The 14,344-nt window shown below is 69.1% G+C and carries 16 protein-coding genes and 1 pseudogene; 5 read left to right on the top strand and 12 right to left on the bottom strand.

What is annotated here, in order from left to right; genetic code table 11:
• The coding region (locus DW306_RS02970; RefSeq protein WP_136054161.1) for a serine/threonine-protein kinase at nucleotides 1-941 on the bottom strand (941 nt) is incomplete at its 3' end.
• An 8-nt stretch (nucleotides 942-949) separates the two neighbouring features.
• Complete coding sequence (locus DW306_RS02965) at nucleotides 950-1,210, bottom strand: DUF6458 family protein (protein WP_136054160.1); 261 nt, start codon at nucleotides 1,208-1,210, stop codon at nucleotides 950-952.
• A 117-nt stretch (nucleotides 1,211-1,327) separates the two neighbouring features.
• On the opposite strand from DW306_RS02965, the gene DW306_RS02960 reads away from it, so the two are divergent.
• Together DW306_RS02960 and DW306_RS02955 are read left to right on the top strand one after the other, a co-directional pair.
• Nucleotides 1,328-1,990 (top strand): helix-turn-helix domain-containing protein, encoded by a 663-nt coding sequence (locus DW306_RS02960; RefSeq protein WP_240747028.1) that lies wholly within the window; start codon nucleotides 1,328-1,330, stop codon nucleotides 1,988-1,990.
• A 124-nt stretch (nucleotides 1,991-2,114) separates the two neighbouring features.
• The gene (locus DW306_RS02955; protein WP_136054158.1) at nucleotides 2,115-2,603 is read left to right on the top strand and encodes an NAD(P)H-dependent oxidoreductase; all 489 of its coding nucleotides are present in this window, start codon (nucleotides 2,115-2,117) and stop codon (nucleotides 2,601-2,603) included.
• 12 nt (nucleotides 2,604-2,615) lie between these two features.
• Here DW306_RS02955 and DW306_RS02950 read toward each other — a convergent pair whose 3' ends face one another.
• The 3 genes from DW306_RS02950 to DW306_RS02940 all read right to left on the bottom strand — a co-directional run bounded on the left by DW306_RS02950 (nucleotide 2,616) and on the right by DW306_RS02940 (nucleotide 5,104).
• Complete coding sequence (locus tag DW306_RS02950; RefSeq protein ID WP_136054157.1) at nucleotides 2,616-3,425, bottom strand: M55 family metallopeptidase; 810 nt, start codon at nucleotides 3,423-3,425, stop codon at nucleotides 2,616-2,618.
• Nucleotides 3,426-3,541: 116 nt separating this feature from the next.
• Nucleotides 3,542-4,345 carry a MerR family transcriptional regulator gene (locus tag DW306_RS02945; RefSeq protein ID WP_136054156.1) on the bottom strand — a complete coding sequence of 268 codons (804 nt, stop codon included), beginning with the start codon at nucleotides 4,343-4,345 and terminating at the stop codon, nucleotides 3,542-3,544.
• A 33-nt stretch (nucleotides 4,346-4,378) separates the two neighbouring features.
• A complete protein-coding gene (locus DW306_RS02940) occupies nucleotides 4,379-5,104 on the bottom strand; it encodes an aspartate/glutamate racemase family protein (RefSeq protein WP_136054155.1) in 726 nt (241 codons plus the stop codon).
• A gap of 60 nt (nucleotides 5,105-5,164) precedes the next feature.
• On the opposite strand from DW306_RS02940, the gene DW306_RS02935 reads away from it, so the two are divergent.
• Together DW306_RS02935 and DW306_RS02930 are read left to right on the top strand one after the other, a co-directional pair.
• Nucleotides 5,165-5,995, top strand: coding sequence for a zinc-ribbon domain-containing protein (locus DW306_RS02935; protein ID WP_136054154.1), 831 nt, complete (start codon nucleotides 5,165-5,167; stop codon nucleotides 5,993-5,995).
• 50 nt (nucleotides 5,996-6,045) lie between these two features.
• Nucleotides 6,046-7,446, top strand: a complete 1,401-nt coding sequence (locus tag DW306_RS02930) for a threonine/serine exporter family protein (RefSeq protein WP_136054153.1) — start codon at nucleotides 6,046-6,048, stop codon at nucleotides 7,444-7,446.
• Between the two features lie 7 nt (nucleotides 7,447-7,453).
• Here DW306_RS02930 and DW306_RS02925 read toward each other — a convergent pair whose 3' ends face one another.
• The 7 genes from DW306_RS02925 to DW306_RS02895 all read right to left on the bottom strand — a co-directional run bounded on the left by DW306_RS02925 (nucleotide 7,454) and on the right by DW306_RS02895 (nucleotide 13,511).
• Nucleotides 7,454-8,089 carry a DUF1684 domain-containing protein gene (locus tag DW306_RS02925; protein ID WP_136054152.1) on the bottom strand — a complete coding sequence of 212 codons (636 nt, stop codon included), beginning with the start codon at nucleotides 8,087-8,089 and terminating at the stop codon, nucleotides 7,454-7,456.
• Nucleotides 8,090-8,149: 60 nt separating this feature from the next.
• The gene (locus DW306_RS02920) at nucleotides 8,150-8,656 is read right to left on the bottom strand and encodes a MarR family transcriptional regulator (protein ID WP_136054151.1); all 507 of its coding nucleotides are present in this window, start codon (nucleotides 8,654-8,656) and stop codon (nucleotides 8,150-8,152) included.
• Nucleotides 8,657-8,743: 87 nt separating this feature from the next.
• Nucleotides 8,744-9,691, bottom strand: a complete 948-nt coding sequence (locus tag DW306_RS02915; RefSeq protein ID WP_136054150.1) for an ABC transporter substrate-binding protein — start codon at nucleotides 9,689-9,691, stop codon at nucleotides 8,744-8,746.
• Complete coding sequence (locus DW306_RS02910; RefSeq protein ID WP_136054149.1) at nucleotides 9,688-10,458, bottom strand: ABC transporter permease; 771 nt, start codon at nucleotides 10,456-10,458, stop codon at nucleotides 9,688-9,690. The genes DW306_RS02915 and DW306_RS02910 overlap by 4 nt, the downstream gene beginning before the upstream one ends.
• Entirely contained in the window at nucleotides 10,458-11,177 is a 720-nt protein-coding gene (locus DW306_RS02905) for an ABC transporter permease (protein ID WP_136054148.1), read from the bottom strand. Before DW306_RS02905 ends, DW306_RS02910 begins: the two co-directional genes overlap by 1 nt.
• 158 nt (nucleotides 11,178-11,335) lie before the next feature.
• The gene (locus DW306_RS02900; RefSeq protein ID WP_136054147.1) at nucleotides 11,336-11,791 is read right to left on the bottom strand and encodes a MarR family transcriptional regulator; all 456 of its coding nucleotides are present in this window, start codon (nucleotides 11,789-11,791) and stop codon (nucleotides 11,336-11,338) included.
• A 1-nt stretch (nucleotide 11,792) separates the two neighbouring features.
• Nucleotides 11,793-13,511 carry an MDR family MFS transporter gene (locus DW306_RS02895; RefSeq protein WP_136054146.1) on the bottom strand — a complete coding sequence of 573 codons (1,719 nt, stop codon included), beginning with the start codon at nucleotides 13,509-13,511 and terminating at the stop codon, nucleotides 11,793-11,795.
• Nucleotides 13,512-13,664: 153 nt separating this feature from the next.
• Between DW306_RS02895 and DW306_RS02890 the strand changes: the two are divergent.
• Nucleotides 13,665-14,344 (top strand): annotated as a pseudogene (locus DW306_RS02890) (DNA polymerase IV); the annotation flags it as partial.

The following is a 14,344-nucleotide window of genomic DNA, read 5'->3' as shown; positions in this document are numbered from 1 at the left end:
GCCGTCTCCGACGGCAGCACGGCCGTCTCCGACGGCAGCACGGCCGTCCGGGTGGCGGATGATCCGGGGATCCCCACCGTCGCCGATGACGAGGTCGGTGCCGTGGTGCTCTCGGACCGCAGCCGCCGCGCGCCATCGACCACAGCCATCGCGGTGGGGCGATCCGCGGGGTCTCGCGCCGTCATGGCGGTCAGGAGCGCGCCCCACTCCCGTCCGACCTCGGTCGGAACGACGGGGTCCTGCGACAGACGTGCGAGAACGGCCTCTCGCAGCCCCTCCTGAGCGAACGCCCGTCGTCCGGTGAGTGCTTCGAGCAGCACGAGACCGAGCGAGTAGATGTCGGCCGACGGTCGCGGATCGACCCCGGTCACCTGCTCCGGCGACAGATATGCCGCGGAGCCGATGATCGTTCCTGGCGTCGTCAGTCGGGTCGCATCGACGAGATGCGCGATCCCGAAGTCGGCGAGCTTGGCGGAGAACTCCTCCCCCGCGACCCCCGGCGCACGCAGCAGCACGTTCGCCGGCTTGACGTCGCGATGCACGATGCCGGCCTGGTGGACGACGTGGAGCGCCTCGGCGAGATCGGCGGCGACACGCGCGACCACCGGTCTCGGCAGCGGACCGCTGCGAAGGCGTTCGTCGAGGGTGGGTCCGTCGACGTACTCCATCACCAGGTATCGCGGCTCCTCGGCGCCGAGGTGGGCGTCGTACAGGGTGACGAGGGCCGGGTGGTTCAGGCTGGCGAGTAGATGCGTCTCCGACGTCGTCCGAGCGACCTCCGTGGCGCCGTCGCGGAAGACCTTCACCGCGACGTCGCGGCGGAGCATCGTGTCGTGCCCGCGGTACACGACGCCCATGCCGCCCTCGCCCAACCGGGTCGCCAACTCGTATCGCTCGCCGAGGAGACGCCCGGCCAGGTCGTCGGAGCGAGGGAGCGTCACGCCGGGACTCAGACGACGGGATCGTTGTCGCGGAGGCTCCTCCGGGTCACCTGCTCGCCGCTGACCGGGTCGACCGAGGTGCGTGCGACGGTCTCCGTGCGGCGGCTCCGCATGGTCAGCACGAGGCTGATCAGGAACACCACGGCGCCGGCACCCATCAGGATGTAGCCGATCAGGTCGAGGTCGACGTACCCGCCGGTGTCCACGTTGACCGCGAACGCGAGGATGATGCCGATGACGAACAGCGCGATGCCGCTTCCGATTCCCATGATTTGCCATGCCTCTCTGCAGGCCGCACACGCGGCTCGCTCTTCGACAATAAGGTCAATGACGGTTGAGTCAACCCTCATGGACAGAGTCGTTTGATCGTGATATGGATGAAAGAGATGACTGATCTGAAGCGTCGCGCCGGCATCTTCGCCGCTCTCGCCGATCAGACGCGCCTGCGCATCGTCGATCTGCTCACCCTCGGCGATCTCTCGTCGTCGGAGATCGGAGCACGGCTCGACCTCCGATCCAACCTGGTCGCCCATCACCTGGGCGTGCTCGAATCGGCGCACATCATCAGCCGCGAACGCTCGGAGTTCGATCGTCGACGCAGCTACATCGCGCTGCGGCCGGAGGTCTTCGACACCCTCGCACCCGCCAGCGTGCCCGTGCCGCGGCGTGTGCTGTTCGTGTGCACCGCGAACTCCGCCCGCTCGCAGCTCGCCGAAGTCGTCTGGAAGGACATGAGCAGCATCCCCGTCGCGTCGGCGGGCACACGTCCCGCAGACGCGGTGAACCCCGGCGCCATCGCGTCCGCCGAGCGGCACGGCCTGGCGATCGACGAGACCCGACCGCCCCGCCACATCGACGAGGTCCGGACCGCCGGGGATCTGATCATCACCGTCTGCGACGACGCTCACGAGCGGCTCGCGACGCGCGACGACCTGCACTGGTCGATCCGCGACCCCGCCCGGGTGGGGACGGCCGCCGCGTTCGATTCCGCTTTCGAGAGCGTGCGACGACGCATCCGCGGGTTCGTGTCCCGCCTCGCTCCCGCCTGACGGCGCTCGCGAGACGTCGGCGAGGCCCGTCTGCGTCGCCCGGTGACATCGCAGGTGTCGACCATCCGGAATTCGAGCACAATGGTGCCGATTCGCGGATGAGGGATGAGGAAGGCGGAGCCACATGAGTTCGATCCAGGTGATCGGGAATCCGAAGGAGGGCTCGCGCACACGCGAAGCAGCCGAACTCCTCGCCGAAGCACTGACCGACGGACCGCGCACCACGATCGAGCTGGCGCCGCTCGGGCCGTCGCTCCTCGGCTGGGGCGATGAATCGGTCGCTGCTGCGCGGGATGCCGTGGCCGCCGCCCGCCTCGTCGTCTTCGCCAGCCCGACCTTCAAGGCGACCTACACCGGGCTGCTCAAACTGTTCCTCGAGAAGTTCGACGGCGGGACCGGCCTCGCCGGAGTGACGGTCGTCCCGCTCATGCTCGGCGCGAGCGAGCGGCACGCCCTCGCGCCCGAGCTCACGCTGCGCCCGGTGCTCACCGAGCTCGGCGCGGTGACGCTGCCGGGGCTCTACCTGCTCGACAGCACCTTCCGCGAAGACGGAGAGATCGCCGCTTACGCGGCGAAGTACCGGCCGGTGGTCGATCGACTCTCGCAGGTGTGACGCGGGCGATCGTCAGCCGGCGGTCTCCCACAGGAGCGCGCAGACGTCGAGCAGCTGCTGCGGGGACTCCGCGTCGAACGCGAGCTGCAGACGATCGATCTGACGCATCCCGGGGATCAGCGCCCCGATTTCGGCGTGGACCGGCGTCTTCAGGTCCACGGTGAGTTCGAGCCGGTCCGGCACCGTGGGCACCCGCATCCGCTCCACGTTCTCGACGGCCGCGCGAGCCTCGGCGCGGATCGCTTCCCGCGCGCGCAACGGGTGCACGGACTGGGCGGAGAACTGGGCCACCGCCTGCTTCACCTGGGCCGTGCGGATCCACGGGTACGCCGCGCGCGTGAGGCCGCAGATCTGGTCGTCGCCCGTGACCAGCCCGACCGGCACACCGAGAGCCGCCGCCTGGAGCACGCCCAAATCGGTCTCGGACGCCGTCTCTCCGTTCACGCGGAATCGGGTGAACGCCAGCGACGACAGGGTGTGCGAGAAGACACCGGGAGCGCCGGCCGGGGCGTGGAATCCGACGAAGAGCGCGACATCGTGCTCGGGTGTCAGGCCCTGGATCATGCACTGCGCCTTGGGGCGCCCGTTGACGAGCTCCGCGCGTTCATCGAGCTGCTCGGCGAGCAGGTTGTCCATCGACCCGTGCGCGTCGTTCACCACGACCGACGTCGCGCCGGCGTCGAAGGCGCCCGCGATGGCCGCGTTGGCCTCCTCGGTCATCAGGCGCTGCGACGCCGGGTAGTTGTGACCACCGTGATAGGCCTGGTCCGGAGTGGAGACTCCGGCGACGCCCTCCATGTCGACCGAGACGAACACTCGCATTCCGATTCCTTTCGCACGCGTGCGATCACTCTCGCCGTCTCTCGTCGCCGGCGCATCGGCGCATCGCACAGGAACGACCCGCCGAGATCGTCGGATGCGACGATCAGGCGCGATCGCTACGCGCGGCGGACAGGCTGCTGCAGCTCCGTCACCCAGTCGGCCTGGTCGTCCGACTCGGCACGCACGTACAGTTCCCGGCACGGGCCCGCGTGCACCAGCCCGCGAGCGAGGATCTCGGTGTGGATCGCGTGCCAGCTCTCGGCGATGCTCTCCATCGAACCGAGATGGATGCCGCATACCGCGGCTCCGGCGGCAGGCAGCTCGATGATCTCCATGCCCTCTCTGGAGCCGCCGTTGTACGCGTAGCCGACGGTGACCTCGAGTCCGTCGTCGATGGTCTCGTACTGCGCGATCGGCGTGGTCAGCGACCCGCACTCGTCGCCGATGATCTCGGCGATCGCGTCGAAGGACGGACCCACGACGGCCGCGACCTCGGGCTGCTCGGCCACGACCGTGCGGATGGCCGCGAGACGCACGGCGGGCAGGGGCTTCTCGATGATCTCGATGGTGGACATGTGGTTCTCTCTCTCGATGAGGTGGAGCCTCCGCTCCACGTCGACGAGTCGTGCGGCGGCCGTCCGGTGCTCCTGCTCCACCTCGGCACGACGGATCCGCAGCAGTGCCGCGATGCGCGCCGCGTCGACTCCCTGATCGAGGATCGACGCGATGTCATCGAGACCGAAGCCGAGCTGTCGCAGAGCGACGATGCGGTGCAGCCTGTCGAGTTGCGAGGGGTCGTACGAGCGGTAGCCGCTGAACTCGTCCACGTGGGCGGGCTCGAGCAGGCCGGCGGTGTCCCAATGCCGCAGCATCCGATGGGTCACCTGGCCGATCTGCGCGAAGGCTCCGATGGACAACATGTCACCGTTCTCCCGCCTGCCACAGTGTCAGAGTCAAGTATCCGGTTGCTGACGGGACCGCGAGCCGCCGGCGAGTCCCGCAGCGGCGAGCGCCGCATCCACATGCAGCGCGGTCGTCGGGAACACCGGGACCGGCGCGTCGTCGGACGACACCAGCAGCTCGATCTCGGTGCAGCCGAGGATGATGCCCTCGGCTCCCCGCGCGACCAGCCTCTCGATGACCTCGCGGTAACACGCGCGCGATTCCGGACGGATGACGCCGTGCACGAGCTCGTCGTAGATCACGGCGTGCACGCCCGCCCGGTCCTCGGCGTCGGGAACGAGCACGTCGATCCCCTGCTGCTCGAGCCGCTCGCGGTAGAACGGCTTCTCCATCGTGAACGCCGTGCCCAGCAGCCCGACCCTCCGCACGCCGGCCTCGAGCACGGCTGCCGCCGTCGTGTCGGCGATGTGGAGGAACGGGATGCCGATGGCGGCCTGGATCGTGTCGGCGACGAGGTGCATGGTGTTCGTGCACAGCACGATGAGGTCGGCGCCCGCGCGCTCCAGCCCCCGCGCGTGATCGGCGAGCAGGGCGCCGGCGGCATCCCATTCATCCCGCGCCTGGAGCTCTTCGATCTCGGCGAAGTCGAGCGAATCGAGGATGATGCGGGCCGAGTGATGGCCGCCGAGCGCAGCGTGCACGCGCTCGTTCGCGAGCCGGTACCACTCGAGGGACGATTCCCAGCTCATACCGCCGAGGACCCCGATCGTCTTCATGGTTCCACCCTAGGACGCGCCCGGAACCCGATGTCGGTCGGCGCGACTATCGTCGCCCTCGTGCCGGAGCCCGTGCAGCAGTGGTGGGCGAGAAGACAGTTCTCGCGTGGTGTCGCCGTGCCCTACGAGGTGGGTACGTTCCGCGCCGCCTGGGCGGCGTATCCCGAGCTGATCCGGCAGTACCACCCCGAGCTGAATCACGGCGTGACCCTCTCGCAGGTGCCGCTGGCGGCCGACGTGCTGCTCTGCTGGGAGTGCATGGTCGGCCATCGGTTCGCGGCGACCCCGACCGAGCAGCGCGAGAGACCCGGTCGCGTGCGGCGACGATCGGCGTGGTGCCCGGAGTGCTCGACGCTCGCGCGGCCGCAGCCCGTCATCCTCGGCGAGGCACGGGCGATCCCCGCACGACCGCGCAGACCCGCGCCCGCCCTGTGCACCAAGACGCCGGATCTGCCGAAGGGCACGGCGTTCCTCAGCGCGTGTGCGCCGAAGCCGGCATCCGCGGCCGAGGCGAAGCTGCGGGCAGCGCTGACCGAGCGCCTGGTCTTCACCGGCGAGGTGAATGCGGTGAAGGTCGCACGTCCGTTCTTCCGGCACACCGAGGTGTGGCCCGACATCCTGCTCCCCGAGCTGCGCATCGCGATCGAATACGACACCGTCGGTCGGCACGGCCTCGAGCACGTCGGCAAGCGCGAGGATGCCGACCGCCGCAAGGACCGCGCACTGCGGAGCGCCGGCTGGGAGGTCGTGCGCGTCCGCACCGGCAAGCTCGAGCCGCTCGGGCCGTACGACCTTCAGCTGTCGTCGGTGGGTGCGCGCGGCGTGGCGCTCGTCATCGACCGGCTGCGCGACATTCGCGGCGCGCTGATGGTCGACGCCTATCTGCGCTGATCGGGCCCGACGCGCCGGGGCGCTCCGATCGGAGCCGGGAGAATGGAGACATGTCCTCGAAGTCCCCGCGACGGCTGCTCGCCTCCGTGCGCAGAATCGTGCACACCGACCCCGCGAGCGTGGCCCCCACCGAGGTGATGCCCGTCATCGACGAGCGCATGGTGCCGAGGGTGCTCGACCTCTCGACCCGCATCGGCGAATCGATGTTCGCGATCGGAGCATCCGCCCACGAGGTGACGCTCGCCATCACGCGGGTCTGCGAGGCCTACGGTCTGCGCGGGGTGCAGGTCGACGTCACGTACAACTCGATCACGGTGTCGTTCCACCTCAGCGGCGAGGTCTGGCCGGAGACGCTCGTGCGCGTGGTGCGCGTCGCCGCTCCCGATCACGCGAAGCTGCAGCGGGTGCAGGCGCTCGTCTCGGACATCGCCCACGGTCTCGATCTGGAGTCGGCCCGCACGGCGTTCCGCGTGATCCGCCGGATGCCGTTCCGCTACCAGCAGCCGGTGGTCGTGGTCGCCCGGGCGATGCTCGCGGTCGGCGTCAGCATCCTGCTCGGTGCGTCGCCGATCATCGTCGGCCTGACCTTCGTCGCCGCCCTCGCCGCCGCGGTCACGCAGGCCGGCCTCGCCCGACTCCGCGTTCCGCTGTTCTTCAGCCAGATCGCCGGCGGCTTCGTGACCACGGTCGTCGCGGTCGCCGTGTCGGCCCTGGGCTCGGCGGGAGTCGAGCCGTTCGTCGGCATCCGCCCCTCGATCATCGTCGCCTCCGGCATCGTGCTCATGCTCGCCGGTCTCACCGTGGTCGGCGCGGCGCAGGATGCGATCGACGGCTTCGCGCTCACGGCGGGCGGACGCATCCTCGATCTGACGATGCAGACCCTCGGCGTGGTGATCGGCATCCTCGTCGGGCTCGAGCTCGGGAGCGTGCTGGGGTTCACGATGGATCTCCCCGATGACGCCGCACCTTTCGGGCCGCTCGTGAGCGTGTTCGCGGGAGCGATCATCATCGCGGTCGCCGTGGCGGTGTTCAACGGCGCCGGCATGCGGATCATCCTGGTGAGCGCGCTGCTCAGCGCCATCACGATCGCGGGCTACACGCTCGCGACCGCGCTGCAGCTGCATCCGGCCGCGGCGAGCGCCCTCGGCGCCCTGCTCGCGAGCTTCATCGGCGTGCTGATCGCGCACAACCTGCACGTGCCGTCGGTCGCGGTGACGACCGCGGCGATCGTGCCGCTGGTGCCGGGTGTCGCCGTGTTCCAGGGACTGCTCGAGATGGTGCACACCGGCGGAGCGGCATCCGACGTCGTGGGCGCCGGCAGCTCGCTCGTCTACGCGGCGGTGATCGGCGTCGGACTCGCCTCCGGCGCGTCACTCGGGCTGTACCTCGGCACGCCCGTGCGGGCCACGCTCGGGAGCGTGACGAAGACACGCGCCCGCGTGCGGCGCTGAACCGGGATCACTGCGTCCCGCCGGCGTAGCGCTCGCCGACGGGGATCGCGATCGGCAGCACGTTGCCCGGCTGCGCCAGCGGGCACGCCCAGGCCGGGTCGTAGGCGCACGAGGGGTTGTAGGCGAAATTGAAGTCGATGACGATCGTGCCGCGTGCGGCATCCGATCCCAGGTCGGCGCCCTTGATCGTGTCGATCAGGTACCGCCCTCCCCCGTACGTGCCATCGGGGCGTCCGGCGAGCGCATCGCGCACCGGGATGAACAGTCCCCCGCCGTACGTCGTCAGACGCCAGACGTCGAGCGAGCCCACCTCGGGGATCTCGACCTTGCCGACGCGCTCGAACGGCACGACGCCGTCGGTGCCGGTCGCGAAGTCGAACCCGCCGGGCTCCGCCTCGAGGATCGGCAGTTCGAAGCGCCACTGCGGATCGTAGGAGGCGATCGGCAGCCCCTCGAACATCAGCCGGTCTTCGGCCAGGAGCGGAGTCGCCGGATGCCGCGCGATCAGGTCGTCGCGCTCGATACGCCAGAGCTCGTGCGCCTCTTCCGGAGACGAGGCGCGGCGCACGGCGTCGTAGAGCGCGAAGACACGGCGGCGCCAGTCGACGATCTCGGCGGCGGTGCGGGCTTTCGTGAGCGTCATGGGATCCAGGCTACGTCTCTCCCGGACCGCCGGACCGTTACCCGCCGCCCGGTCGTGCGATCAGTCGCCGAACTGGGCGAGCAGCTCGGCGAAGTGGTCGAGATCCTCGGCCGTCCACCGGCGCAGCCGCTCCCCCAGGCGCGCCTCGTAGCGCGAGCGGGCGAGAGCCACCCGCTCCTGGGCCAGCTCCGTGGCGACGAGCACACGCGCCCGGCGATCGTCGGGGTCGCGGACGCTCTCCACGAGTCCGAGCTCCTCGAGCTGCCGCACGTGACGGCTGACAGCCGACTTGTCCGTCTGCAGACGCTCGATGATCGCACCGGCCGAGGTCGCCTTGCCCGTCGCGATCGAGGTGAGCACCTGATAGCCGAGCGGCTGCAGATCAGGATGCACGGTCGCCGCGGCTTCGCGCCAGCTCACCCGGATCCGGGCGAAGAGACGACCCAGTTCGTGCTCGACCCGCGAGATCGCCTGGTCGAGCTCGGGGCTTCCGGCGCCGTCGGGCGCGGCGGTGTCTTCGGCGGCGGGCACGCCCGTGCGGGCGGGTTCGTCGGTCGAGGCGCTCATGGTCGTCAGCTTACGGCGAAGCCCCGCCTCGCGAGATCAGGCGAACACGCGGAATCAGTCACCCCACGAGCACATCACCCGCGAAGATCATTCACCGACGAGACCGGCGTCGGCGAGCCACTCCTTCGCCGCCGTCGACGCCGAGGCCTTCTCGTCGCCCTCGACGCGGTCCCGGAGCTCGATCAGATCGTCGGTGGTGAGCTTCGCCGAGATGGCGTTGAGCACCTCGGCGAGCTTGTCGGAGTAGATGTCCTTCGAGAGGAGCGGGATCACGTTCTGCGCCGAGATCATGTTCTCGGGATCCTCGAGCACGACGAGGTCTTCGGCGGTGAGCGCCGGCGACGTCGTGTAGATGTCGGCGACCTGGACGGTGCCGTCGACGAGTGCCTGCACGGTGTCGGGGCCGCCGAAGTCCTCGTACGGGACGAAGGTGACCTGGCCCGCTTCCACGCCGACGCCGTAGACGTCACGCAGTCCCGGGATGCCGTAGCCGAGTTCGCCGAACTGCGGGTTCGAGGCCAGCGAGAACGGCTCGATCGTCTTCAGGTCGCCGATGGTCTTGAGGTTGTTGTCCTCCGCGGTCTTCTTCGTGACGACGTAGGCGTCCTTGTCCTCGGCAGCTGCCGAGTCGAGCACCTGCAGGTCGTCGGCGGCCACGGCATCCGGCAGCGCCGCGTCGACGTCCTCGGTCGTCCGCTCCGCGTATTCCGTGTCGTAGTACGCCAGCAGGTTGCCGTTGTACTCCGGGATCAGGTTGATCGATCCGTCCTGGAGGGCAGGGATGGTCTGCTGCCGGGGGCCGATGTTGAACTTGGTCGAGACATCGAAGCCTTCGGCCTCGAGCGCCTGCGCGTAGATCTCGCCCAGGATCTCGCTCTCGGGGAAGGCGAACGATCCGACGACGACGGCGTCGCCATCGGCCGACTCGCCGCTGGGGGCCGTCGGGTCGGTGGTCGCGCATCCGGCGAGGGCGACGGTGGTGCTGACGGCGAGCAGACAGGCGGTCAACCAGGTCGTGCGGGCTCGAGAGGTCATGCGGGGGTCCTTTCATCGAGGCTCGGCGCCATGTCGGCATCCGAACCGTTTCGCGGGGACTTGCGGAGAGGTCGAGCGCTCTGCCCGGGGGTGCGGGTGAGACGCTGGAGAAGCGCGAAGACACCGTCGATCCCGAGCGCGAGAGCTGTCACCAGCAGCGCCCCGCCGAGGATCACGGTGTAATCGTTGAGGCCGATGCCGGACGAGATGATGCGGCCGAGACCGCCGAGTCCCACGTAGGACGCGATCGTCACCGTCGCGATCACCTGCAGCGCCGCCGAGCGGATGCCGCCGATGATCACCGGGAGGCCGAGCGGGATCTCGACCTTGAGCAGGATCTGCAGCTCCGTCATGCCGATCGCCCGTGCCGCGTCGATCGGTTCGCGGCCGACGCTCTCGAGGCCCGCGTACGCTCCGGCGAGGATCGAGGGGATCGCCAGCAGGACGAATGCGATGGTCGAGCCGACGAGAACGGCCGGCGTGGTGCTGAGACCCGAGCGCAGCACCATGGTGAGGAAGAAGAGCACGCCGAGCGTGGGGAGCGCGCGCATGGCACCCGTGAATCCGATCACGAACTGGCGCCCGCGACCGGTGTGCCCGATGGAGAAGCCGAGCGGCAGAGCGATCAGCATCGCGATGGCGAGCGAGACGCCCGAGTACACGAGGTGCTCGGCGAGCCGGTCCCCGATGGGCAGAGGACTCTGCGAGCCCGGCACCCAGTTCGCCGGGTCGAAGATCCACGCGAGAGCGTTGGCGAGGAAGTCCATCAGCCCCCCTGACCCGGCGATGCCAGGATCCGACGGGCGCTGTCCGCGCCGGTGTCGATGGGGGCGACTCGAGGCGGGCGCACGCCAGCGGCCCGGCTCCAGGGCATCAGCAGCCGCCCGATCGCCACCAGGATCACGTCGAAGACGAGGGCGATGAGCAGGCTCATGACGATGCCGACGACGACCTCCTCGAGGATGCCGCGCTGTTTGCCGTTCTGGAACAGGTAGCCGAGGTTCTCGGATCCGATGATCACACCCACCGAGACGAGGGCGATGGTCGACACCGAGACGACGCGCAGACCGGCCAGCAGCACGGGACCCGCAAGCGGGAACTCGACGCGCCAGAACCGTCCGGCCGGCGAGAAGCCGATCGCTTTGGCCGAGTCGATGATGGACCGGTCGACCGAGCCGAAGCCGTCCGTGGCGGAGCGCAGCATGATCGCGACCGCGTAGATCGTCAGCGCGACGACCAGGTTCGTGTCATCGAGGATGCGGGTGCCGAGGATCACCGGCAGGATGACGAACAGCGGCAGCGACGGGATCGTGTAGAGCAGGCTGCCCGCGGTGATGATGAAGGTCCGGGCGGTGCGATTGCGGCTGGCCACCCATCCCAGCGGCACCGCGATGACGAAGCCGGCGATGATGGGGATGATCGCCAGGCGCACGTGATTGATCGTGAGATCGAAGATCAGGCCGAGGTTCGAGGCGATCCAGTTCACCGAAGCCCCGTTCTCTGCGGTCCTGGTGCGCCGGACGACCCCCGCTGGACATTCCGAGGGAACCACACAAAGGCGTGTTCGACAAGCCGAGACGTCACGTGCGCACACGACGAAGCCCCGCCGTCGATGCGACGGCGGGGCTCTGATCGGTGCGACCTTCAGATCTCCGAGAGGAGTCGGAAGGCCTTGGACGCGGCGTGGATCTCGTCCGCAGTCAGCTCGGCCATGACCATGCGCAGCCGCTGGCCGTGATCGCGGCGCAGCGCGGCGAGGGCGGCGCGTGCCGACGGTGTCGCCGTCAGCACGCGCAGCCGTCCGTCGCGCTCGTCCGGACGCGACTCGATCAGGTTCAGGTCCTCCAGCATCCGCACCTGGCGGCTGATGACGGACTTGTCCATCTCGAATCGGTCGGCCAGCTCGTGCGCGTTCGTCGTCCCGGCCCGGTCGATGAAGGTCAGCAGCTTGTATCCGCCGACCTGCAGCTCCGGGTCGATGCGCGCCGCGGATTCCTTCCAGAGCGTCCTGGTCCTCGCGAAGATGAGGTTCAGGTGCGTCTGGAGATCACCGAGGGCGCTGTCCACGTCCTGCGACATCACCGCTGCCGAGGTGACCATCTCAGCCCTTCGGCTCCCGATCTTCGCGCTCGAGCACGGTCACCGATCCGGTCGCCGGCTTCGTGGTCTCGGCGCCCGCGATCCGGATGGTTCCGGTCGAGAGCGATGCACCCACCTCGGCCTCGGCGACCTCGATGACCGATTCCTCGGCCTGCTCGCGCAGCTGCTCGGCGGCGTTCTTCGTTGACAGCGGCTTGTTCTTGATGAACGCGATCGCGATGATGGCGATCACGGCGAGCGGGATGGCGATGATGAACGCGTCCGCGATGCCGTGCCCGTAGGCGCCCTCGACGATCGCGCGGATCGTGTCGGGGAGCTGCGTCACCTTCGGGACATCGCCCGAGGCGAGGTGCTTCAGCGCCTCGACCTCGTCGGGCGTCGTCGGGGTGAATCCCTTGAGCGCGTCGGTCATGTACGTGGCGACGCTGGTCGACAGCAGGGATCCCATGACGGTGACGCCGATGGTGCCGGCGATCGTGCGGAAGAAGTTGACGTTCGACGAGGCTGCACCGAGCTGCCGCGGGGACGTGTCGTTCTGCACGATGAGGGTGAGGTTCTGCATGACCATGCCGAGGCCTGCGCCCAGCACGAACATGTAGACGGCCACCAGCGGGAACGGGGTGTCGTAGCGCAGCGTCGACATCAGGCTGACGCCGGCCGTGGTCAGGACCGAACCCGTGAGCATCCAGCCCTTCCACTTGCCGAACCGGCTGACGAGCTGGCCGATGATGATCGACGCGCCCATCTGACCGATGATCATCGGGATCGTCATGAGGCCCGACTCGGTCGGCGTGGCGCCACGGGCCAGCTGGAAGTACTGCGCGAGGAACACCGAGGTGGCGAACATCGAGACGCCGATGGCGATCGAGGCGATGACCGAGAGGGTGAAGGTGCGGTTGCGGAACAGCGACATCGGCACGATCGGTTCCTTGACGAAGAACTCGACGGTGATGAATCCGGCGATCGCGACGCCGGCGATCACGGCGAGCATGATGCTCGTCGACGAGTCCCACTCGAACTGGTTGCCGCCCATCGAGACCCAGATGAGCAGGGTCGAGACGCCGACGGCGAGCAGGACGATGCCGAAGTAGTCGATCGAGACCTTGGTGTCGCGCTGCGGCTTCGGCAGGTGCAGGGTGAACTGCAGCAGCACGAGGGCGAGGATCGCGAACGGCACGCCGACGAAGAAGTTGGAGCGCCAGCCCCACACGTCGGTGAGGAGCCCGCCGAGCAGCGGTCCGCCGATGGTGCCGAGGGCCATGATGCCGCCGACGACGCCCATGTACTTGCCGCGCTCACGCGGTGAGATGATCAGCGCCACGGCGATCATGACGAGCGACATCAGGCCGCCGACGCCGATGCCCTGCACGACGCGGACGGCGATGAGCATGTTGGTGTCGGTCGAGAATCCGGCGATCACCGTGCCCACGGTGAAGAGGACGAGAGCGGCCTGGACGAGGATCTTGCGGTCGACGAGGTCGGCGAGCTTGCCCCAGATCGGGGTGGAGACCGCGGTCGCCAGCAGGCTCGCGGTGATGACCCAGGTGTACTGCGACTGGGTGCCGCCGAGGTCGGCGATGATCACCGGCATCGAGGTCGACACGACGGTGCCCGAGAGCACGGCGACGAACATGCCGACGACGAGTCCGGAGATCGCGGTGAAGACCTCGCGCGGCGAGCGCACGGTCTCGGGTGCGGAAGAAGGTGAGGCGTTAGTCACGGGGAGGATGCTCCTGTGTAGAAAGTTGATAAGAGTCAACTATACGCTTGTAGTTGCATAAACGCAACTATCGACCGGAGGCAACCATCGGCTCCGCTCCCCGCACCGATGTCCGGGGTGCGTGCGACGATCTTCCCGTCGACAGGAGACGGGATGCGAGGCGAGGCGACCGTGCTGCACGCCGACCTCGACGCCTTCTACGCCTCCGTCGAGCAGCGCGACGCGCCCGCCCTCCGCGGTCGGCCCGTCATCGTGGGCGGCGGGGTCGTACTCGCAGCGAGCTACGAGGCGAAGGCGCGCGGGGTCCGCACCGCCATGGGCGGAAGACAGGCGCTCGAGCTCTGCCCGGATGCCGTGGTGGTCCCGCCGCGGATGGAGGCCTACTCCGCGGCAAGCAAAGACGTGTTCGCCGTGTTCCGCGACACGACGCCGCTGGTCGAGGGGCTCTCGATCGATGAGGCGTTCCTCGAGGTCGGCGGTCTGCGCCGGATCGCCGGCACGCCGGAGGAGATCGCTGTGCGGTTGCGCGAACGCGTGCGCACCGAAGTCGGGCTCGCGATCTCGGTCGGCGTCGCCCGCACCAAGTTCCTCGCCAAGGTCGCGAGCGCCGTGAGCAAGCCCGACGGCCTTCTCGTGGTCGAACCCGATCGCGAAGAGGAGTTCCTGCTCCCCCTGCCGGTCGAGCGGCTGTGGGGCGTCGGCGCCGTGACGGCCGAGAAGCTGCACCGGCACGGCATCCGCACCGTCGGGCAGCTGGCCGAACTCGAGGCGGCCACGGCCCAACGGCTCCTGGGCAAGGCGACCGGGGCGCACGTGCACGCGCTCGCCCGGCT

It is taken from the genome of Microbacterium sp. K24, assembly GCF_004794465.1.
Lineage (GTDB): Bacteria > Actinomycetota > Actinomycetes > Actinomycetales > Microbacteriaceae > Microbacterium.
The sequence above is the reverse complement of the archived record's forward strand: the minus strand, read 5'-3'. Positions and strand labels throughout refer to the sequence as shown.